At 60.8% G+C, this 20,940-nt stretch carries 23 protein-coding genes; 12 read left to right on the forward strand and 11 right to left on the reverse strand.

The features are described from left to right. Window positions 1-132: 132 nt before the first annotated feature. On the forward strand, window positions 133-1,578 hold the full coding sequence (locus tag ACOYXJ_RS20720) for a SulP family inorganic anion transporter (protein ID WP_150793642.1): 1,446 nt from the start codon (window positions 133-135) through the stop codon (window positions 1,576-1,578). A gap of 582 nt (window positions 1,579-2,160) precedes the next feature. Here ACOYXJ_RS20720 and ACOYXJ_RS20725 read toward each other — a convergent pair. Beyond that, window positions 2,161-2,673 carry a carboxymuconolactone decarboxylase family protein gene (locus tag ACOYXJ_RS20725; protein ID WP_110719398.1) on the reverse strand — a complete coding sequence of 171 codons (513 nt, stop codon included), beginning with the start codon at window positions 2,671-2,673 and terminating at the stop codon, window positions 2,161-2,163. Window positions 2,674-2,804: 131 nt separating this feature from the next. Between ACOYXJ_RS20725 and ACOYXJ_RS20730 the strand changes: the two genes are divergently transcribed. Beyond that, complete coding sequence (locus ACOYXJ_RS20730; RefSeq protein ID WP_460371234.1) at window positions 2,805-3,620, forward strand: cupin domain-containing protein; 816 nt, start codon at window positions 2,805-2,807, stop codon at window positions 3,618-3,620. A 3-nt stretch (window positions 3,621-3,623) separates the two neighbouring features. On the opposite strand, the gene ACOYXJ_RS20735 is transcribed toward ACOYXJ_RS20730, so the two are convergent. Beyond that, window positions 3,624-4,517, reverse strand: coding sequence for a DMT family transporter (locus ACOYXJ_RS20735; protein WP_460371235.1), 894 nt, complete (start codon window positions 4,515-4,517; stop codon window positions 3,624-3,626). Window positions 4,518-4,606: 89 nt separating this feature from the next. Between ACOYXJ_RS20735 and ACOYXJ_RS20740 the strand changes: the two genes are divergently transcribed. The 3 genes from ACOYXJ_RS20740 (at window position 4,607) to ACOYXJ_RS20750 (ending at window position 6,858) form a co-directional block, all read left to right on the forward strand. Continuing rightward, entirely contained in the window at window positions 4,607-5,938 is a 1,332-nt protein-coding gene (locus ACOYXJ_RS20740; protein ID WP_460371236.1) for an aminotransferase-like domain-containing protein, read from the forward strand. Window positions 5,939-5,990: 52 nt separating this feature from the next. Further along, window positions 5,991-6,377: a c-type cytochrome gene (locus tag ACOYXJ_RS20745; protein ID WP_150793647.1), complete on the forward strand. Its 387-nt coding sequence runs from the start codon at window positions 5,991-5,993 to the stop codon at window positions 6,375-6,377. A 187-nt stretch (window positions 6,378-6,564) separates the two neighbouring features. After that, window positions 6,565-6,858, forward strand: coding sequence for a hypothetical protein (locus ACOYXJ_RS20750; RefSeq protein ID WP_150708907.1), 294 nt, complete (start codon window positions 6,565-6,567; stop codon window positions 6,856-6,858). Here ACOYXJ_RS20750 and ACOYXJ_RS20755 read toward each other — a convergent pair whose 3' ends face one another. The 3 genes from ACOYXJ_RS20755 to ACOYXJ_RS20765 all read right to left on the reverse strand — a co-directional run bounded on the left by ACOYXJ_RS20755 (window position 6,859) and on the right by ACOYXJ_RS20765 (window position 9,818). Further along, a complete protein-coding gene (locus ACOYXJ_RS20755) occupies window positions 6,859-8,502 on the reverse strand; it encodes a sensor domain-containing diguanylate cyclase (RefSeq protein WP_460371237.1) in 1,644 nt (547 codons plus the stop codon). It lies immediately after the preceding gene. Window positions 8,503-8,649: 147 nt separating this feature from the next. Beyond that, on the reverse strand, window positions 8,650-9,090 hold the full coding sequence (locus tag ACOYXJ_RS20760; protein ID WP_460371238.1) for a phage infection protein: 441 nt from the start codon (window positions 9,088-9,090) through the stop codon (window positions 8,650-8,652). Window positions 9,091-9,254: 164 nt separating this feature from the next. Further along, window positions 9,255-9,818 carry a chorismate mutase gene (locus ACOYXJ_RS20765; RefSeq protein ID WP_460371239.1) on the reverse strand — a complete coding sequence of 188 codons (564 nt, stop codon included), beginning with the start codon at window positions 9,816-9,818 and terminating at the stop codon, window positions 9,255-9,257. Window positions 9,819-10,018: 200 nt separating this feature from the next. Between ACOYXJ_RS20765 and ACOYXJ_RS20770 the strand changes: the two genes are divergently transcribed. Continuing rightward, a complete protein-coding gene (locus ACOYXJ_RS20770) occupies window positions 10,019-11,374 on the forward strand; it encodes an MATE family efflux transporter (protein WP_460371240.1) in 1,356 nt (451 codons plus the stop codon). Window positions 11,375-11,448: 74 nt separating this feature from the next. Then, the gene (locus ACOYXJ_RS20775) at window positions 11,449-12,012 is read left to right on the forward strand and encodes a YceI family protein (protein ID WP_460371241.1); all 564 of its coding nucleotides are present in this window, start codon (window positions 11,449-11,451) and stop codon (window positions 12,010-12,012) included. 15 nt (window positions 12,013-12,027) lie between these two features. Here ACOYXJ_RS20775 and ACOYXJ_RS20780 read toward each other — a convergent pair whose 3' ends face one another. Beyond that, window positions 12,028-12,240, reverse strand: coding sequence for a YXWGXW repeat-containing protein (locus tag ACOYXJ_RS20780; protein WP_150793738.1), 213 nt, complete (start codon window positions 12,238-12,240; stop codon window positions 12,028-12,030). A 42-nt stretch (window positions 12,241-12,282) separates the two neighbouring features. Then, a complete protein-coding gene (locus tag ACOYXJ_RS20785; protein ID WP_007908150.1) occupies window positions 12,283-12,606 on the reverse strand; it encodes a YXWGXW repeat-containing protein in 324 nt (107 codons plus the stop codon). A 276-nt stretch (window positions 12,607-12,882) separates the two neighbouring features. On the opposite strand from ACOYXJ_RS20785, the gene ACOYXJ_RS20790 reads away from it, so the two are divergent. Beyond that, window positions 12,883-13,569 (forward strand): GNAT family N-acetyltransferase, encoded by a 687-nt coding sequence (locus ACOYXJ_RS20790; RefSeq protein WP_150793655.1) that lies wholly within the window; start codon window positions 12,883-12,885, stop codon window positions 13,567-13,569. 64 nt (window positions 13,570-13,633) lie between these two features. Here the strand turns inward: ACOYXJ_RS20790 and ACOYXJ_RS20795 are convergent, their stop codons facing one another. Continuing rightward, on the reverse strand, window positions 13,634-14,074 hold the full coding sequence (locus ACOYXJ_RS20795) for a hotdog fold domain-containing protein (RefSeq protein ID WP_102899314.1): 441 nt from the start codon (window positions 14,072-14,074) through the stop codon (window positions 13,634-13,636). A 161-nt stretch (window positions 14,075-14,235) separates the two neighbouring features. Between ACOYXJ_RS20795 and ACOYXJ_RS20800 the strand changes: the two genes are divergently transcribed. Next, complete coding sequence (locus ACOYXJ_RS20800; RefSeq protein ID WP_460371242.1) at window positions 14,236-14,868, forward strand: TetR/AcrR family transcriptional regulator; 633 nt, start codon at window positions 14,236-14,238, stop codon at window positions 14,866-14,868. 348 nt (window positions 14,869-15,216) lie between these two features. On the opposite strand, the gene ACOYXJ_RS20805 is transcribed toward ACOYXJ_RS20800, so the two are convergent. Next, on the reverse strand, window positions 15,217-16,335 hold the full coding sequence (locus ACOYXJ_RS20805) for a DmpA family aminopeptidase (protein WP_460371243.1): 1,119 nt from the start codon (window positions 16,333-16,335) through the stop codon (window positions 15,217-15,219). Window positions 16,336-16,494: 159 nt separating this feature from the next. After that, entirely contained in the window at window positions 16,495-17,610 is a 1,116-nt protein-coding gene (locus tag ACOYXJ_RS20810; RefSeq protein WP_150793658.1) for an extracellular solute-binding protein, read from the reverse strand. A 110-nt stretch (window positions 17,611-17,720) separates the two neighbouring features. On the opposite strand from ACOYXJ_RS20810, the gene ACOYXJ_RS20815 reads away from it, so the two are divergent. Then, on the forward strand, window positions 17,721-18,500 hold the full coding sequence (locus tag ACOYXJ_RS20815; protein WP_150793659.1) for a helix-turn-helix transcriptional regulator: 780 nt from the start codon (window positions 17,721-17,723) through the stop codon (window positions 18,498-18,500). Between the two features lie 121 nt (window positions 18,501-18,621). Here ACOYXJ_RS20815 and ACOYXJ_RS20820 read toward each other — a convergent pair whose 3' ends face one another. Further along, complete coding sequence (locus ACOYXJ_RS20820; protein ID WP_460371244.1) at window positions 18,622-19,563, reverse strand: class I SAM-dependent methyltransferase; 942 nt, start codon at window positions 19,561-19,563, stop codon at window positions 18,622-18,624. A gap of 199 nt (window positions 19,564-19,762) precedes the next feature. On the opposite strand from ACOYXJ_RS20820, the gene ACOYXJ_RS20825 reads away from it, so the two are divergent. Beyond that, a complete protein-coding gene (locus ACOYXJ_RS20825) occupies window positions 19,763-20,176 on the forward strand; it encodes a response regulator (protein WP_110719418.1) in 414 nt (137 codons plus the stop codon). 69 nt (window positions 20,177-20,245) lie between these two features. Next, window positions 20,246-20,914, forward strand: a complete 669-nt coding sequence (locus ACOYXJ_RS20830; protein WP_460371245.1) for an HAD-IA family hydrolase — start codon at window positions 20,246-20,248, stop codon at window positions 20,912-20,914. Window positions 20,915-20,940 lie beyond the last annotated feature (26 nt).

Below are 20,940 nucleotides of genomic sequence, written 5' to 3' on the forward strand. Positions count from 1 at the left end.
GCGCCAGCATAAAGCCCGAACCCACAAGTGTCAGCGTTCACTGGCTCGATCCGCGACAATTCCGTAACATCCTCACCCCTCTTTTTCTCGAACACTTGCAGCCGCGCTCAGTGGCTGCTCGATAGGTAAGCCATGAAACCGATTCGTCTGCGCGCCGATGTCCTGGCCGGACTCACCACCTCGTTTGCCCTGTTGCCCGAATGCATTGCGTTCGCGCTGGTGGCGCACCTCAATCCACTGATGGGTCTGTATGGCGCCTTCATCATTTGTACACTGACGGCGTTGTTCGGCGGCCGGCCGGGCATGGTCTCCGGCGCGGCGGGTTCGATGGCCGTGGTCATCGTCGCGCTGGTGGTGCAACACGGCGTGCAGTATTTGCTGGCGACGGTGTTGCTTGGCGGTTTGATCATGATGGCGTTCGGGCTGCTGCGCCTGGGCAAACTGGTGCGCATGGTGCCGCATTCGGTGATGCTCGGTTTCGTCAACGGTCTGGCGATCATCATTGCGCTGGCGCAACTCGAGCATTTCAAGAGCGGTGAGGACTGGCTCAGCGGTACGCCGCTGTACCTGATGACCGGGCTGGTGGCGCTGACCATGGCCATCGTCTACATCCTGCCGCGTCTGACAAAAGCGGTGCCACCGGCGCTGGTGGCGATCCTTGGCGTCGGTCTGCTGGTCTACCTGTTCGGCCTACCGACCCGCACCCTCGGCGACATGGCGCACATCGCCGGCGGCTTGCCGACGTTCGCTTTGCCGGACATCCCGTGGAATCTTGAAACCCTGCGCATCATCGCGCCTTACGCGATTCTGATGGCGCTGGTCGGTCTGCTGGAAACCCTGCTGACGTTGAACCTGACCGACGAAATCACCGAAACCCGTGGCTACCCGGATCGTGAGTGCGTGGCGCTCGGTGCGGCCAATATGGTCTCGGGGGCGTTCGGCGGTATGGGCGGGTGCGCGATGATCGGCCAGACTGTGATCAACCTCAGTTCCGGTGGGCGCGGGCGCTTGTCCGGTGTGGTCGCTGGCGTGCTGATTCTTTTGTTCATTCTGTTTCTGTCGCCGCTGATCGAGCGTATTCCGCTGGCGGCGCTGGTGGGTGTGATGTTTGTGGTGTCGCAGCAGACTTTTGCCTGGGCGTCGTTGCGGGTGGTGAACAAAGTGCCGCTAAACGATGTGCTGGTGATCATTGCTGTGACCACTATCACGGTGTTCACTGATCTGGCCACTGCGGTGCTGTGCGGCATCATTATCGCCGCGCTTAACTTTGCCTGGCAGCAGGCCCGTGAGCTGTATGCCGATGAGCATCTGGAGGCTGACGGCAGCAAGCTTTATCGTTTGCATGGCACGTTGTTTTTTGCCTCGACTGCGCCGTTTCTCAATCAGTTCGATCCGGCTAATGATCCGGCTCGGGTGACTTTGGATTGCCGGCATTTGAGTTTTGTCGATTATTCGGCGATTGCGGCGTTGAAGACTTTGCGCGAGCGCTATGCCAAGGCGGGTAAGCATTTGCAGGTGTTTCATTTGTCTGAGCGGTGCAAGAAGTTGCTTAAGCGGGCGGGGGAGGAGCATCACTGATCAGCCGTGGACGTTGGCTATGGTTGTCTGGATTAGGGAGTACATATCCGTTGCTGCGGTAACGGCGGCTTAGGGTTCCGCCCTTACGGCGGGTCACTTTTGACAAACGCCTCAAAAGTAACCAAAAACGCTTGCTCCTGCGTGCGGCCCGCTCGCTGGGGCTCGGGGTTCCTTCGCTCCGGGATCGATCCGGGCGCAGCGCCTACGGTTTGCTTCGCTGCACCTCCTCTCGCTGTGTTTGGCTGCGCCAAACGGTCGCTGCGCTCCCACGCCCGGATCAATCCCTCCACTCAGCCTTCCGACGTCGCTCGTGGATCAAGATCAAGAGCGGCAGCCGAGCTAACGCTCATCCTGTTGAGTGGGGCGGCTTTGCCGCTTGGGTTGTACGCACATTAAAACGGTGGGAGCGAGCCTGCTCGCGAAGGCGGCCTGACAGCCGACCTGTTTCTGGCGGGTTGTAGGCGATCCAACTGTAGGAGTGAGCCTGCTCGCGATGGCTTCGGGTCGGTCAAAGATGCTTTGAATGACACGCCGCTAGCGCTTGCAGACTTGCTCCCACTGGTGTTGTTGTGTGGCCAGACTTCAGATGGCCGGGAAGTCGATATCCGTCAGCGCCGCATTGTTCAGGTAATTGGTCAGGCTCTGCACGGCCACCAGTGCAATCACTTCAATGATCTTCACGTCGTCGATGCCGGCAGTGCGGGCGGCGGCGATCTGTTCATCGCTCAAATGTCCGCGGCTTTCGGTCAGCTGACGGGCGAGGGTGGCGTAGGCGTTGAGTTCGCCTTGGCGGGCGGCGACGATGTCTTGCGCCGAGAGCCCGGCCTTGCCGGCAAACAAAGTGTGGGCCGCCAGGCAGTAGTCGCAACCGTTGACCTGTGAGGTGGCGAGGTACACCGCTTCTTTTTCCTGGGCACTCAGCGAGGTTTTGCCGAGGATCGCCGAGGCTTGCACGTAGGTTTCGAGGGCTACCGGTGCTTTGGCCAGGGTGGTGAAGACGTTGGGCAGGAAACCGATTTTCTTTTTCACGCCTTCCAGTACTGGGCGGCTGGCGTCGGTAGCGGTTTCGAGGCTGATAGCGTGGATGCGGCTCATGGGGATTCTCCGAGAGTCCGGTGCGTAGTGCGCCGGGGATGGAGGTCATGTTATTGAGTGAGGCTGGTGGATTGGCGGCAAATCGTCGAGGATATGCGGCAGATCGTCCAGATATGCTCTTGGAGTTGTCCATGGATCGCCTTTCAACATTGCTCAGCCATTTCGGCGTGTCTGCCGGGACTTTTCACAGCGGCGCGTTCTGCGGCGTCGCGGTTCATGAAAATGAGCCGGTCGGCCATGTGCATCTGTTGCAGGCCGGCGAGTTGCTGCTCAAGCCGGGCAGCGAACGCGAGATCCGCCTCAGTGAGCCGTCGCTGATCTTCTTCCCCCGACCCTTTGCCCATCGCATGTTCGCCGACGAGGCGATGGACACCCAAGTGGTCTGCGCCACGCTGACGTTTGACGGCGGTTCCGGCAATGCACTGGCGGCGGCGCTGCCGGACTATCTGGTGCTGAAACTGACGGACATTCCTGAGCTGGGCAACACCGTGGAATGGCTGTTCAAGGAAGCGTTCGAGGGGCATTGCGGGCGCGTGGCGGTGATGGATCGACTGTTCGAACTGCTGGTGATTCTGCTGTTGCGGCACTTGATCAGCAGTCGCGAACAACAACCGGGGATGATCGCCGGGCTGGCTGATCCGCGTCTGTCGCGCGCCTTGAGCTCGATGCACGAGCAACCGCAAAAGCCATGGAGCGTGGCGGATCTGGCCGCTGTCGCCAACCTGTCCCGCGCCGGATTTGCCGAGCAGTTTCGCCGCGTTGTCGGGCAGACGCCGGCCGATTATCTGCTGAGCTGGCGGGTCAGTCTGGCGCAGAAGCGCTTGCGCGAAGGCAAGCCGATTGCGCTGATTGCCGAGGAGGTCGGTTACGAAAGTCCTTCGGCGCTGGCCCGGGCGTTTCGGCGCAAGACCGGGCTCAGTCCGCGGGAGTGGAAGGCGGGCGCCTGAGGCTCATTTGGCGAATTTCTTCGCCCCGGCCACACACAGAATCACGCCCAACGTCACGGCGAGCATGCCGGCGCTGACCTGTTCATGCAGCAAGGTTGCCGCAAGCGCCAGACCCAAAAACGGCTGGAGCAATTGCAACTGACCGACCGCTGCAATCCCGCCCTGGGCCAGGCCGCGATACCAGAAGACAAAGCCGACCAGCATGCTGAACAGCGACACATAGCCCAGACACAGCCACGCCGACAGACTGATCGTGCTGAACGAGGCGGGCGCCAGCCATAGACTCAATAGCGCCATGAGCGGTAGCGACAGCACCAGTGCCCAGCAAATCACCTGCCAGCCGCCGAGGGTTCGCGACAGCTTCGCGCCTTCGGCATAACCGAGGCCGCAGGCGAGAATGGCAGCGAGCATTAACAGGTCACCGGTGGGCGAAGCGCTCAGGCCTTGCGCGAGGGCGAAGCCGACCACCAGCGCGCTGCCGAGAATCGAGAACATCCAGAACACCGGTCGCGGCCGCTCATCGCCGCGCAGCACGGCAAAAATCGCCGTGGCCAGTGGCAGTAAACCGACAAACACAATCGAATGTGCTGACGTCACGTGTTGCAGCGCCAGGGCGGTCAGCAGCGGGAAACCGAGCACCACGCCCATCGCGACGATAAACAGCCCCAGCCACTGATTACGCGCCGGGCGCCGCTCGCGAAACAACCACAGCAGCGCCACCGCCAACACCCCGGCGATGGCCGCTCGAACCACCGTGAGAAACACCGGATCGAACTCCAGCACCGCCAGACGCGTGGCCGGCAGCGAACCGCTGAAGATCACCACGCCGATAAAACCGTTGATCCAGCCGCTGGTTTTTTCCAGTGCCGGGGTCGTCAGATTCGAAGTCCGTTCCATAGCAGATCACGCTCAGAAGTGGGTTGCGTTGCGGGCATGCTAGAGCCGAGAATCAGCACAATCAAAAAATTGTCATGGATACATCCGGCATGCCACGCTCGCGCTACAAGACCATCGTCGATGCCTATGCGGCGGACATTCGTTCGGGGCAGTTGCCGCCGGGTACGCGGTTGCCAACTCACCGGCAACTGGCTGCTGAGGAAGGGCTGGCACTGGTCACGGCCTCGCGGGTGTACGCGGAGCTGGAGGCCATGGGCCTGGTCAGCGGCGAAACCGGGCGTGGTACGTTTGTCCGCGAAACCTCGCTGTCGCCGGGGCAGGGCATCGATCAGAAAGACGTGGCGGTCGGCATGATCGACCTCAATTTCAATTACCCGTCGTTGCCCGGTCAGGCCGATTTGTTGCGCAGCGCGTTGCGCCAATTGGCGTTGTCCGGTGATCTGGAAGCGTTGTTGCGTTATCAGCCGCATGCCGGTCGCGCCCACGAGCGTGCGTCGGTTGCCCGGCACCTGCTGACGCGCGGGGTGACGGTCGAAGCCGAGCAAGTGCTGATCGTCAACGGCGCCCAACAAGGCCTCGCCGTCACGTTGATGGCATTGCTCAAACCCGGCGATGTGATTGCCGCCGATGCGCTGACTTATTCCGGCTTCAAGGTACTGGCCGAAGCGCTACATCTGGAAGTCGTGGCGATTCCGGTCAGTGCGCAGGGGCCGGATCTCGCGGCGCTGGACAAACTCTGTCGCAGTCGCTCGGTGCGCGCCATGTACAGCATGCCGACCTTGCACAATCCGCTGGGTTGGGTGATGCCGTTGGCGCAGCGCGAGCAGTTGGTGGCGATTGCCCGTCGACATGATCTGACGATCATCGAAGACGCGGCCTACGCATTTCTGGTGGAAAACCCACCGCGTACGCTGATCGATCTGGCGCCGGAGCGCACGGTCTACGTCTCGGGCCTGTCGAAAAACATCGCCACTGGCCTGCGCGTCGGTTTCATCGCCGCACCGACAGCAGCAATGCCGGCACTGGAACGCATCATCCGCGCCACCACCTGGAACACGCCGGGCCTCATGACCGCCATCGCCTGTGGCTGGCTCGACGACGGCACAGTGACGTTGCTCGAGGAGCAGAAACGCAAAGACGCCAAGGCGCGGCAGGCGCTGGCGGCCGAAGTGTTGAAAGGATTGCCGAGTGTTGGCCATCCGGCGTCGTATTTTCTCTGGCTACCGCTGCCGGAAGATGTGCGCGCCGATCAGATTGTCGTCGAGCTGATGCACGAGCAGATTTCCGTCACCACCGCCGAGCCGTTTTCGGTGTCGGGCCATGCGCCGCATGCGATTCGTCTGGCGCTGGGTTCGGTAGAGATGGATGTGTTGCGCCAGGCATTGACGACGGTCAGGAGGATCATTGGCGCTTACCGGTAAAAACAAAATGCTACCCTTGCGCCGCCCGATGCAGACCGACCCGGAACCCTCGATGAAAAACACCGCAGCACTGTCACTCGCCCTGATGCTCGGCACCAGCCTGTTCAGTCCATTCAGCCATGCCACAGGCGACCCCGAAGCCGGCGCGAAAATCTTCCCGCGTCTGTGCGGCGGCTGCCATCAGGTCGGCGAATCGGCCCGCCCGGGGTTTGGCCCGCAGCTCAATGGCATCATTGGTCGGCCTGCCGGGACGTCAGCGAATTATGTGTATTCCGATGCGATGAAGAACTCGGGAGTGACCTGGGATCGTGAAACGTTGATCGCTTATCTGAAAGATCCGAAAGGTGTAGTGCCCGGTACGCGGATGATTTTCTGGGGGTTGAGTGATGAAGAGAAACTCGACAATCTGCTGGCATACCTCCAGACCTTCACGCAATAACGGTAGGAGCTGCCGCAGGCATGCTCTGCGTGGGAACGCAGCCCACAGGAGCCATAACCGTCACGGCTAAGCCTTGTTCGCGCTTCAAGTTGGTGTGTTCGGGCCATATACCGGGTACCCAAGTCCCTGATTGAAAAATGACATGAAAAAGCTATTCGGCGTTTTTGCCGCCTTCAAGGAACCCACCATGAAATCTTTGCTATTGGCAGCGCCGCTGTTGCTTGCCACCGGACTGGCCCACGCCGGCATTCCCCTGCTCAACGCTACGTGCCCGGGCAAGATCGAAGTGCACGCCGATGAGGGCGGCCCGATTTATATCAATGGCAAGGAAGGCCAGTTGAAGAAATTCAACGACAACTACTTCGAAGCCAAAGGCGCTGGCGTGACCATTTCCCTGAGCATCAATCCCGACGGTTCGCCTGCGGTGTCGTACACCGGGAAGAACAGGGCCAACGGGATTTGTGAAGTGAAGCAGGGCTGATCACGCCACCTGATTACGGCCCGCTGCTTTGGCCTGATAGAGCTGCTGATCGGCGCGTTTGATCAGCGCGTTGTGGCTGTTGTCGGCCGGATCCGCCAGGCCGACGCCGATGCTCACCGTGACGTGCCCGACGGCAGGGAAATCGGCCTCGGCAACTGCCGCGCGGATCTTCTCGGCGACCACTTCCGGGGTGTCGGGTTGGGCGATTTCCGGCAACAGCACGGCGAACTCTTCGCCGCCATAACGGGCGACGAAATCGGTGGTGCGCAAGCTGCTCTGAATCAACTGGGCCAATTGTTGCAGCACATCATCACCCACCGCGTGACCGTGCGTGTCATTGATGCGCTTGAAGTGGTCGGCATCGATCAGCAGCAGAGAAAACGGGCGTCCCGTGCGGCGGAACAGCAGTGTGTATTCGGTGAGTTTCTCGTCGAAACGGCGACGGTTGTAAACGCCGGTCAAACTGTCGTGGGTCGCCAGACTCAGCAATTCGGCGTTGGCCTGCGTCAGTGCCGCAGTGCGCTGCGCCACCGTGGCTTCCAGCGAGGCATTGGCCTCTTGCAGTTCGCGTTCTTTGCCGAGCAGCGATTGCGTCATCGCATCGATGGATTGGCCGAGCTGGGCAATTTCCCGCACCGGGTGTTGCAGCGGGAATTGCGCGCCGGGCTCTTTGTTCTGCACCTGCCGGGCCGAACGGGCGAGCTGTTCGATCGGGCGGCTCAGGTACAGCGCCAGGTAATAGGCCACCAGCCCGAACAGCACTGCTGCGGCCACACCCAGGATCAGCAATTTGTACATCAGCAGACGCGCCGGTTGCAGTGCGGTTTCCAATGGCTGGCGCACCGCGATCGACCACGACAGCGCCGTACTCGATGGCGTCGGTACCGTGACCATACTGGTGAGGAAGCCGTTACCCGCCGTCCAGTTCTGCAATTTCGAATCAGTCGCCGCCAGTTGCTGGCCCATCAGTGCTTCGGGATAGAGAATCTTGCCATCGTGATCGATGATCAACGCTTCGATATCCGGCATTGAGTTCTTATGCGCAAACGCCGCCGACTCGACAATGCGCGTCACCCAACTCCAATGTGCGTGGGCGCCCAGTACACCAATCACCTGACCGTCGGCGTTGTGGATCGGCGCGGCGAAATCGATGAAACGCAGCGGCTCACCGTTCGGCAGCCCCGGCAGCATTTTCGCCAGCAGCACCGCTTCATGAGGGTCGCCGGTGTACTCACTGCGCAACCCGGCCTGGAACCACGGCCGTTGTTGCACCGATTGGCCGACCAGCAAGCCGTTCACCGCTTGATGCACCTTGCCCTCGGCATCGGTGACGCCCATCCACGCGTACTCGGCGCGCGCTTGGGTGCGCAGCTGCATCGATTTGAGAATGGCCGGGTTGTCCAGATCGCCACGCTCCAGATGCGGCGCGCGGCTAAGAAGATAAACCTCCAACTGCCGTTCGCGCAGTTGTTCACCCAGCAACGATGCCGCCGAGCGCGCCGTGTTGAGCAGCGCATTACCGCTGGCCTGCTTCATTTGCTCCGTGGCGATGTGGCCGACATAGAAGCCCACGCTGAGCAGCGTCAGCAGGGACAAACCGGCAAACCAAAGGGTGAGGTGGCTACGCAGACTGGCTTTAAGCATGGGCAGGCGAGGTCTGTTTTGGAGTTGTGGCCGCATGGTATGCGCAATGTGCGGTGGGTGACCAGTCGGGGAATGGATGGTTGCGAGCAGGAAAAAGCCCGGCTGATCAGGCCGGGCTTTTCAGGGGATTGCAGTGAAGCCAGTGACTTATGCGACGCGGCGTTCGATCAGACGATCAGAACCACCTTCGGCAACACGGCGCTCGATCAGACGATCAGATCCACCTTCGGCAACGCGGCGTTCGATCAGACGATCAGAACCACCTTCGGCAACGCGGCGTTCGAGCAGACGATCGGAACCGCCTTCAGCAACGCGGCGCTCGATCAGACGATCGGAACCACCTTCGGCAACACGGCGTTCGAGCAGACGATCGGAACCACCTTCGGCAACGCGGCGTTCGATCAGGCGATCGGAACCACCTTCGGCAACGCGGCGTTCGAGCAGACGATCGGAACCGCCCTCAGCAACACGACTTTCAATCAACCTGTCCGAGCCGCCTTCAGCGACCTGGGTGTGTGCCGGGGTGGCGGCAAAAGCGTTAATGGCGAAAACCGAGAAAGCGATGCTGAGAAGGGTCTGGCGTTTCATGATCGTGTGCTCCGGGGTGTTGTTGGTTTGTCTGGAGCCGATGTTACGCCGTGGATTTTTTATGAGAACTTCATTGCCGTGATGGTGAACATCGACCGCAATGATGGTTCACCCATCTCTTGTAGGAGCCGCCGCAGGCTGCGATCTTTTGATCTGGCGGTTTCTCAGAGTGACTTCGCCGCCCGAACACACAGTTCACCGGTCGCCCGTGTCAGGGCAAGTTCATGCAGCGCATCGTGGGTCAGGCCACTGCGCGCCTTGGCCAGCCACACCGGGCAATTCGCATCATGGCGATACGGTGCAAAATCGGCGTATTGCTGCAACAGCCGGGTTTGCAGTTCATCCAGACGCGGGCGGATCTGCTTGCCGAGGTCGGGGCGCGGAGTGTCCGGCGCGGCACCCGCCGCCTGCCATTGCGAAAGCAAACCGTACTGCACCAGTTTGTTCGCCTCCATTTGCGCAGCAATCAGCTGCGCCACCTCTTCGGGGTCGAGCTGGCGCTCGGCGGCCAGCGCGCGGGCATTGGCGATAACCTGCGCCTCACGCGGGCTGTCCTGAATCGGCTTGCCGCTGTCCCATTTGGTCAGGGCGACGAGGTCGCCGATGTTCAGGCGTTCGTTGAGTGTTTCCAGCAACGGCTTCAAGGTTTCGCCGGGCGCGGCGGCGTGAGCGCTGCTGGCGAGCAGAGCGAGGAGGGTGCCGGTCAACAGATTGGCAAAGTGCGGCATGAACAGAGCCTCAATGGGAGCAATGGGAGTGGGCAGTTGTTTACCACAGCTCTGAACCGACACCTACAGATCCGTGCCAATTACACAGGCGTAGGCACCGGCAATAAACACCGATTTGAAATGTTAATTGCGCCCCGCGTGCAACTCGCCGAAGCTATCCTCCATCAGCCCTCCCGCCGTTCGAGATGGACCTCTATTCAATGCAAGCCGCCGCTCAACGCCCACTCTGGCACACCTACCTGCTGTTCCTCGCGCCGATGGTGCTGTCCAATTTTCTGCAGTCGATGTCGGGCACGGTCAACAGCATCTATATCGGCCAGATGCTCGGCACCCAGGCGCTGGCGGCGGTGTCGGGGATGTTTCCCGTGGTGTTCTTTTTTATCGCCCTGGTGATCGGCCTCGGCGCGGGCGCCGGTGTGTTGATCGGTCAGGCGTGGGGCGCACGTGAGCCGCACATGGTCAAGGCGATTGCCGGGGCGACGCTGTTGCTGGGCGTATTGATCGGTCTGGTGGCTGCGGTGTTGGGCAGCGTGTTCGCGCGGCAGGCGCTGACGGGGTTGGGGACGCCGGCGGATGTGCTCGACGATGCGGTGGCGTATGCCCATGTGATGATGTGGATCTTGCCGTCGCTGCTGGTGTTCGTGTTGTTTACGCAACTGTTGCGCGGGGTCAGCGATACGCTGTCGCCGCTGCTGGCGCTGGTTGTGTCGACCTGTGTCGGACTGGCCCTGACCCCGGCGCTGATTCGCGGCTGGTTCGGCTTGCCACAAATGGGTATCCAGAGTGCGGCGTACGCGGGGCTGGCCGGTAATCTGGCGGCGATGGCGTGGCTGTCCTGGCGGTTGATCAAAAAGGGTCATCCGTTGGCGCCGGACCGAGAGTTCTTTGCCGCGCTGCGCCTCGACGGGGCGATTCTCGGCAAGGTCTTGCGCATCGGCCTGCCGACTGGCGTGCAGATGATTGTGCTGTCGCTGTCGGAGCTGGTGATTCTGGCTCTGGTCAACCAGCACGGCTCGCAAGCGACGGCGGCGTATGGCGCGGTGACGCAGATCGTCAACTATGTGCAGTTCCCGGCGTTGTCGATTGCGATCACTGCGTCGATTCTTGGCGCACAGGCCATTGGCGCCGGGCGGCTGGAACGCATGGGGCCGATTCTGCGCACCGGACTGTTGATCAACGTGTGCCTGACCGGCGGTTTGATTGTGCTCGGTTACCTGTTGTCGCACTGGCTGCTGGGGTTGTTCCTGACCGAGGACTCGACCCGGGCAATGGCTGAGCATCTGCTGCACATCATGCTGTGGAGCCTGTTGGTATTCGGCTTCCAGGCGATCATCGGCGGGATCATGCGCGCCAGCGGCACGGTGTTGGTGCCGGTGATCATTGCGATCATTTGTGTGGTCGGCGTGCAACTACCGGCGGCGTACTGGCTGGACGGGCAATATGGTTTGCAGGGCGTGTGGATGGCGTTTCCGGTGGCGTATCTGGGCATGCTGGTGTTGCAGACCCTGTATTACAGACTGGTCTGGCAGCATCAGAAGATCGAGCGTTTGGTGTAGGCGCTGGCGTAACAGTCGGATGTTTGCTTAATTCAATCGAGGCCCTCGACGGCAAGCCCCGCCTGGAGAATCCGATGTCGATCCGATTGCTGCTGGCTGCCGCGAGTTCGCTGTGCGTCGTCTGTGCCGCGCAGGCTGTCGAGTACACCCGCGTCAACATCACCGCCAGTCAGATCAGCTTCACCTACAACCAGATGGGCTCGCGGGTGTACGGCACCTTCGGCAAGTTCGAGGCGACGCTGGACTTTGACACCGACAACCTCGCCGACGCCCACACCTCGTTGCATATCGACATCACCAGCATCGATGCCGGCAGCGAAGACGCCAACACCGAGCTGGTGAAACCGGCATGGTTCGACACTGAAAAATTCCCCGTGGCGGTGTTCGAATCCAAGCGTTTTACCCAAGATCCAAAAATCAAAAATCTTTACTTGATCTACGGCCAGCTCACCCTCAAAGGCATCACCCGTGAGGTTCAGGTATCGGTGGAATTGAAACCGGACAGCGCCATCGGCGTTTTCGACGGTGAGCTGGTGCTCAACCGCGATGAGTTCGGCCTCGGCGCGGGGGAGTGGGCGGACACCGTGGTGTCCAAGGACATCGCCATCAAATTCAAGGTGGTGGCGCCACAGCAGTGACGCCAGCCGTTGCGATCAATAGGCCCGCCAGTGCCCCGGCACCCAGCGCCATTGATTGCCGCCCCAGCGATAGTGCCCGGCAACCCAGTGATAACCCGGTGCTGGCATCACCGGAACGACTTCGACCAGCGGCGGAGGCCGATGCGGACGAGCCGGTTCGACGACGCAACCGGACAACGTAACGGCCACCAGCGTAGCGGCCAGCAGTGCTTTAACGGTTTTACACATGGTGGTGTCCCCGCAAGAAGTGATGGTCAAGCTGTCGCGCATTCATCGCACCCAATGCCCTTCGACCCAGAACCAGTTTGGCCCGCGTGCCTGCCAGTGCCCGGGTTTCCAGCGCGCGCCGTACCTTACCGGTTGCCAGTGGCCGGGTATCCACACGTAACCGCGTCCTTGCCAGCGCCAATGACCTTGATCCCAGACATAACCAGGACGCGCGCCGGGCATCACTTCCATGCGCATCGGCGGTGGAGCTTGCTGAACGATCACCACCGGTTGCGCAAACACCGGGGCGCTGCTCAGCGCGGCCAGCGTCAACGGCACCAGCAGCAGGGTTTTTCGCCATTTGGACAGGGAACGCAAAACGCTCATGACAACTCCTCAAGGCCTGCGTCGAAAAGTGAGCGCAGCTGCAGAATTGGATGCCGGATTTGCAAAAGATCCTGTCTGAGACGGATGAAATTTTTGTCAGGGACAAGCCTGTGGGAGCGAGCCTGCTCGCGAAGGCGTCGGGTCAGTCAATTTCTATGTTGAAGGTGCTACTGCATTCGCGAGCAGGCTCGCTCCCACCTTTGATTTCATTGCCAATGCAGGCTGGCTCAGCCCGCAAGGTATGATGTCGCGGTTTTCCGCCGGAGTTCACCTGTCATGCCACGCATCACCCACTACAAATCCCCATGCCCCGAGAGCGTCAACAGCCAGATTCTGCAACTGGTCGTTGACTACCTGACCGACATCAGCGCGGTCGGTCTCGGCCCAAGCAACCTGCTGTACAACGTCTATCAATACGCGGTTGGCTATGAGGTGCATCTGTATCTGGAAGCGTTGAATGGCGAGAAGGGCACCGACGTCGAGTTGCTGGTCGCCACCGACGAGGATGATCCGGAGCAAGTGATCGGTTTTCTGTTGTACCTGCCGGTGCAGGGCGATTGGGAAGCGTGCAGCGTCGCCTACATGGCGGTGCGCGAAGGGCATCGGCGTCAAGGCGTGGCGCGGGCAATGATCGGCGAAATGCTCGGGCGTTATCCCCACGCGGAACTGGCCTGCACGGTTGGCAAAGTCCCGTACTTCGAAGCGTTGGGCTTTGAGGTGATTGGCCAGCGTGAAACTCAGGTGTTGATGAGCACCCGGCATTACCGCAGCAACGGCCTGCGCGGATTTATCGACACCACGCCGATTTACCGGTCGCTGGAGGTGCAGCAGATCCACACCTATTTGCTGCAGAAAAACGGCAAACGCGCCATGCTCGACGCTGAAAAACAACGCGACCGCCACCTCGATCAGACCAGCCGTCATGTCGAGGAGTTTGTCCGCCAGCGTCTGACTGTGCACTGACACCTCATCAGCGAAAAAGCCCTTGCTATGGATCCCGCAGCAAGGGCTTTTTTATACGCGTCATTCAGCCGAGTTTAACGTTCATGGTGATCCGCGCCGTGAACACGTGCTTGCCCTCGGTGTCGTGAATATCCACGGTGACGATCTTGTCGCCTTCGCTCTGCCAATCCACGCCCTCACCACTGGCCACCGCCGTCACATCGGTTTTTGCCTTGGCCAGGTACTCCACAGTCATGCCTTTGGGGATCCAGCGTGCGCCGGCCGGGATCGAAACATCGGTCATCATCCCGGCGGCGAGTTCTGCGGCGTTGCACATGGCAATCGCATGTACGCTGCCCAAGTGGTTAGTGATTTCACGGCGGAACGGCACTTGCACGGTTGCCGCGTTCGCGCGCAACTCGGTTACCAGCGGGTTGATGGTGCTGAAGTACGGTGCGACCTGGCAGGCCATCTGGCTGAATGCTTGCGGACCTGCGCTGTTGAACATGCTGAGAAACTGACTCATGGAAAGCCTCGCGGAAAGTGATTTTGCAGAATGATGTTCCGTTACAGAATAATATTCTGTAACGGAACGGTATTCTGTCTGCGGGAAATCTGTCAACCTGTGCGTGTTTTTCATGGGCACGAGGTGTGCCTTTCAATCCCGATTTTCAGGCAGTGAGCCGCATGGACACCGCAGATCTACTTGAACGCAGCTACCCCGGTCGCCGCGCCGAACTCAAGCGCGATATCTTTCGCAAGGCGCTAAGCCTGTTCAACGAGCAGGGGATCGAAGCCACCACCATCGAGATGATTCGCGCTGAGTGCGATACCAGCGTCGGGGCGATCTATCACCATTTCGGCAACAAGGAAGGCTTGGTCGCCGCATTGTTTTTCACCGCGCTGGAGGATCAGGCGCGCCTGCGCGATGCCTATCTGGAGGCGGCGAAAACCACCGAGGAAGGTGTGCAGGCGCTGGTGTTCAGCTACGTCGATTGGGTCGAACGTCAACCGCAGTGGGCGCGCTTCCAGTACCACGCGCGGTTTGCGGTGACCAAAGGTCCGTTCAAGGACGAACTGGCGGAGCGCAACAAGACCCGCAATCTGCGTCTGCGCGACTGGCTGGCCGAATCGGGGCGCGCTGCCGAACTCAGGGCACTGCCCGCCGAACTGTTACCGTCGTTGATCATTGGTCAGGCCGACAGTTACTGCCGTGCCTGGTTGGCCGGGCGGGTGAAGGGTGGACCGGCGGAATATCGCGCGTTGCTGGCGCAAGCGGCCTGGCGCTCGATCCGCGCCGACTCACTGCCGGACAGCTGATTTGCGCAGACAAAAAAAGAGCCTCAAAGCTCTTTGATGGGGAGGAAGTGGAGCCCGTGAGGCTCAAGGTGCGCATGAAGCAAGACACGGGCTTGATTGGGGTTCAGAGCACCCGTGCCTACGCAGCGCTCGATAGAGGAGTCACTGCGTGATTCCATCCTAGGAGTGTGCAAGTGGCGGCTCAAGTACCGCCAGTCGCCCGGGCGGCGGCGAGAACCTGGTACACAAATACTGACGTGATCCTGTGTAGGAGTGAGCCTGCTCGCGATCGCGGTGGGTCAGTCAAATCAACTTCGACTGACGAACCGCGATCGCGAGCAGGCTCACTCCTACAGGGGAAACGCGGTGTCAGCGGGCGCCGGGCCAGCCTGATTTTTCGAGGGCTGCGAGCAGGGTTTGCGCATCCAGTCCCGGTACGGAATGCCCATTACCTTCGCTGCTGTCACTGGCCAGCAATGCATTGATGATCGCTTCTTCAACCGCCTCGGTCGCGGCCAGAAAAAGCTCGCTGATATGGTCGTTATTGACCATGCGCAAGCCGTCACAGGTCGGCGCGCCTTTGCCTTCGTAGGCAGCGGGCGGTACGTGATCATTACCCGTGGCAAACGCGATGAAAATGTCGCCGCTATGATCCTCGTTGCCGCCGCCGGTGCGCGCCAGGCCGAGGCTCGCGCGCTGTGCCAGACGTGTGCACTGATGCGGCAACAGCGGCGCATCGGTGGCCAGACACACAACGATCGAACCCATCCCCGGATGCGGCAATGAGGCGCGCAGGAACGGCGAATCTTTCTGTTCCATGTAGCGCCCGACCGGATAGCCATCGACCCGCAACTCACTGCGAATGCCGTGGTTGGCCTGCACGATCGCGCCGACAGTCCAGCCACCCTGAACACTGCTCAAACGTCGCGACGCAGTGCCGATGCCACCCTTGAATTCATGGCAGATCATGCCGCTGCCACCGCCGACCGCGCCCTCTACCACGGGACCGTCGACGGCTGCGCTCAACGCTTCGGCGACGTGTTCAGGCTGCACGTGAAAACCGTTGATGTCATTGAGCAAACCGTCAAAAGTTTCCAGCACTACCGGCATGTTCCAGTAGAGACGCCCGTCGTCCGGTTGTTGCTGGCGATCCAGTGCAATCAAGGCATCGCGCACCACTCCGAGGCTGTGGGTGTTGGTGAAGGCAATCGGGCTGGTCAGCAGACCCGCCTCGCGAATCCACTCAAGCCCGGTGGCGTCACCATTGCCGTTGAGAACATGCACGCCGGCAAAACACGGTTGCTGATTGGTCGAGCCCGGGCGCGGTTCGATCAGCGTGACGCCGGTGCAGATGTCCCGGCCGGCATTGCTGCGTCCGCGCACATTGCTGTGGCCGACGCGCACGCCGGGGACGTCGGTGATGGCGTTGAGCGGACCGGGATGTAGTTGGCCGATGCGGATGTTGAGGTCACGGGCACGAGGTTTCATTGATTTCTGTCTCTCTAAAAAATGCGGGGTTGTGCACTGATCCTGTGGGAGCGAGCCTGCTCGCGAAGACGTCGGCACTTTCAACACATCAGTGCCTGACCCACCGCTTTCGCGAGCAGGCTCGCTCCCACAGGGTTTTGTGAAATGTTCAAAAACGGGTTACTGGCCGTTCTTGACCTTGCTCCACACCCGCGTGCGCACGCGTTCGGTGGCTTTCGGCAAAGGCTCAAGGGTGTACAGCGTGGCCATCGCTGCGGCGGAGGGATACACCGCCGGATTGTCCCGAGTCGCGGCGGCCACCAGCGCTGTTGCCGCGCGATTGCCATTCGGATAAGACAGGTGATCACTGACCGGCGCGATCACTTCGGGGCGCAGCAGATAGTCGATAAAGGCCAGGCCCTGAGGACGATTCGGCGCGTCCTTGAGCAGCACCAGCGTGTCGAACCACACTGGCGCGCCTTCCTTGGGCAGGCTGTAGGCGATCTTCACGCCGTTGTTGGCCTGCTCGGCATTGGTCTTGGCTTCCAGCATCGCGCCCGACCAACCGACCGCCACGCAAATGTTGCCGTTGGACAGGTCGCTGATGAATTTCGACGAGTTGAAGTAAGCGATGTGCGGGCGCAGTTTCAGCAGCAGCGCCTCGGCTTTTTTATAGTCTTCAGGGTCGGTGCTGTTCGGTGGCAGGCCGAGATAGTGCAGGGCGACCGGCAACATCTCCGACGGCGAATCGAGCATCGCCACGCCGCACTGGCCGAGTTTGGCGAGGTTGTCTGCGTTGAACACCAGATCCCACGAGTCCACCGGCGCCTTGTCGCCGAGGGCCGCGCGCACCTTGTCGACGTTGTAGCCGATGCCGTTGGTGCCCCACAGATACGGCACGGCGTATTGATTGCCGGGATCGTTGTTGGCCAGTTTCGCCAACAGGTCGGCATCGAGATTCTTCCAGCCCGGCAGTTGCTCGCGCGGTAGTGGGGCGAGGGCGCCGGCCTTGATCAGCGTCGGCAGGCTGAAGTTGCTCGCCACCACCACGTCGTAGCCGCTGCGGCTGGTCATCAGTTTGCCTTCGAGGACTTCGGCACTGTCGAAGGTGTCGTAGACCGGTTGGATACCGCTGTCGCGCTGGAAATCGTGGAGGGTGTTCGGGCCGATGTAGTCGTACCAGTTGTAGACGTGCACGCTCGGCGCGTCGGCGGCCATGGCAATTGAGCTGGCGCTGAGACCGGCCAGCAGGCCCAGTTTTATGCTGAGGTTGATACAGCCACGGTGACGACGCATGATGCGGCACTCCTGGCCTGTGCAGGCCGGTGATGAACAGGAGTGCTCAGCCTATCGGGCCGGTCACGCCTGACCCATTCCCATCATGGGTTACTCAAAAGGGGTAGTGCGTGGACGCGTTGTTGCAGGAACTGCCAGTGCATCAAAGCCTGGCGCGGGTATTTGCCGGTGTCGGTCAGGACGGTTTCTGGCGCGCGCTGGTGGACACGTTGCGGCTGCTGGTGCCGCTGGACAACGCGCTGGTGGCGCTGATGCAAGCCGGGCAGGCGCCGCAGTTGCTGATCGACTTCGACAGCAAGGGCCGCCCCGACGAGCAGGAAGAACTGGCCGGATACAGCGCCGGAATGTACCTGCTCGATCCGTTCTATCAGACCGCGTCGACCGGCATTGCCGACGGCTTGCACAGCCTCGCCTCGGTGGCGCCGGACCAGTTTCTGCACAGCGAGTACTACCAGAGCTACTTTCGTTCAGTGGTGGGCGAGGACGAGTTGCAGTTCATGATCAACGTCGAGGGCGGCGTGCTCGGCTTGTCATTGGGCCGTTCGACGCCGTTCGACATGGCCGAGCAGGGCAGGTTGCTGTGCGTGCGCGATTGGGTGCTGGCGGCGATGCGTCGGCATGTGCAGTTGCTGCCGCCGCAGGGCGCGGTGGCGGAAGCGGTGGTCGGTGATCTGGCGACGTTGCTTGACCGTTTCGATGCGCGGCTGACGGTGCGCGAGGTCGATACGGCGCGGCTGATTTTGCAGGGTTTCTCCAGCAAGGCGATGGCCCAGCAGATGGGCATCTCGCCGGAGACGGTCAAGGTGCATCGGCGCAATCTGTATCACAAGCTCAATGTCACCGGGCATGGTGAGTTGTTTGCGTTGGTGCTACGCCCGCCAACTCTCTGACTCAACACAATCCCCTTGTAGGAGTGAGCCTGCTCGCGATAGCGGTGTGTCAGATATCACCTATTTGACTGATAGACCGCTATCGCGAGCAGGCTCACTCCTACAAGGGATCTTCTGGGTGTCAGATCGTGCGGTGGAAGACCAATGCCTTGAGGCCGCTTTCAGGATCAATGTCCGGAAACTCCGGCGGATTCTCCAGCCGCTCTACAAAACGCAGACTCGGCGCTTCCTGCGTCACGCCATCAATCAGAAAGTCCGAACCGAACGCCGGATCATTCATGCACGCCAGCACCGTGCCTTGCGCGGTGAGCAGTTCCGGCAAACGACGCAGCACGCGCTGGTAATCCTTGGTCAGCAGGAAACTGCCTTTCTGGAACGACGGCGGATCGATGATCACCAGATCATAAGGGCCGCTGTTGATCACTTTGCCCCAGGACTTGAACAGGTCGTGGCCGAGGAAACTGACTTTGCTCAAGTCATGGCCATTCAAACGATGGTTGTCACGGCCACGGCTCAGGGCCGCGCGGGACATGTCCAGGTTGACCACATGGCTGGCGCCACCCTCGATGGCGGCCACGGAAAAACCGCAGGTGTAGGCAAACAGATTGAGTACGCGTTTGCCGCTGGCCTGTTCGCGCACCCAGTTGCGCCCGTAACGCATGTCGAGAAATAGCCCGGCGTTCTGTTTGCGGCCCAGATCGACGCGATACTGCAAGCCGCCCTCGACGATGCTCATTTCGTCGATCTCTTCACCCAGCAGCCATTCGGCGGTGCTTTGTGGCAAGTAGCGATGCTGGATCAGCAAGGTGTGTGCGCCAGATTGTTTCCATTCGGCGGAAACCGTGAGTTCCAGCAGCAACGTCTTGAGATCGTCCAGTTGATCTGGCACCGGCTCCTTGAACAGCGACACCAGCACCACGCCTTGCAGCCAGTCCACGGTCAACTGCTCCAGCCCCGGCCAGCAGCGTCCGCGTCCGTGGAACAGGCGACGGGTTTCGCTCGGTGCGGCCGCAAGGGCTGGCAGCAGATGGGCGTGGAGGGTGGCGAGGGCTTCAGGGTTCATCGGTCAGGATCGGCAAGCAAAAGGGCCGGCATTTTAACCACAAATACGCCGTCGCGAACGATTGCCGCCGAGGGGCAAAAGCGACGTTTGACAAAAGACCTGTATCAAAAATGAATTTCTGCAGAGCCCGCCGCTCATACCAGATAAGCAGCGGATTCAAGCCGCTAAATCGTTCATGCAATTCAGGGAGTGCAGTTCCATGTGCCCAACACCGACGGCGAGCGCGCACCTTCCTGGCGGGTTGATTCTGGTAGTCGAGGACGATCCGTTGATTCTGGAGTTTCTTTGCGAAATTCTTCAGGAGGAAGGTTTCAAGGTCGAGCCGCACACCAGCGCCGACGCCGCATCGCAATATCTCGAGCAACACGCGCCGGAAGTTGCGCTGCTGCTGACCGACATCACCATGCCCGGCACCCTCAATGGTGCTGATCTGGCTAACCTGGTCGGCGACCGCTGGCCGGACAAGCCGGTGATGGTCATGTCCGGCTACGAGACGCCCGAGACCTCCGGGGTCAAGCATTCGGTGGCGTTCATCAAAAAGCCCTGGGCCATCGGCCAGTTGCTCGACTGCGTCGACAGTGCTTTCAAGTCCAAGGCACCGCGTCTGCACTGACAGGCTGGGTGGATCGAGCGGGCAAGTGCTACATTGCCCGCCCGGTCTTTTGCCAGAGGATGCGACCCTTTGTCTGCTCACACTTGTGTATTCGATCGCGCATTTGGCGCGTTTCTGTTCGACATGGACGGTACCGTCCTTAACTCCATTGCTGCCGCCGAGCGCATCTGGGCGGCCTGGGCCGTGCGCCATGGTGTCGATGTGGAAACCTTTTTGCCGACCATTCATGGCGTGCGCGCCATTGATACCATCACGCGCCTCAACCTGCCGGGAGTGGATGCCGAGGCGCAAGCGGCGGTCATCACCGAGGCGGAAATCGCAGACGTTGAAGGCATTGTCGAGATTCCCGGCGCGGCGAAGTTTCTCAACAGCCTGCCCACTGATCGCTGGGCGATGGTGACGTCGGCACCACGGGATCTGGCCTTGCGGCGCATGGCGGCGGCGGGGATTCCAGAGCCTGCGCTGATGATCACGGCTGAAGATGTGAAGGCCGGCAAACCTGATCCGGCCGGCTATTTACTGGCAGCCAAACGTCTTGGTCTGGAAGCGCGTGATTGCCTGATCTTCGAAGACGCCACGGTGGGTATTCAAGCGGCCGAAGCGGCTGGCGCGGCGCTGATGATCATCACCACCACGCATCAGCATCCGCTGGAAACGGCTCATGCGACGCTGGCCGGTTACGCTGACATCCGCGTCGCAGTCGACAGCGACGGCCAGCTCCACCTGCAAAAAAACTGACACAACACAATCCCTTGTAGGAGTGA

It is taken from the genome of Pseudomonas sp. Tul2A7 (assembly GCF_054790505.1).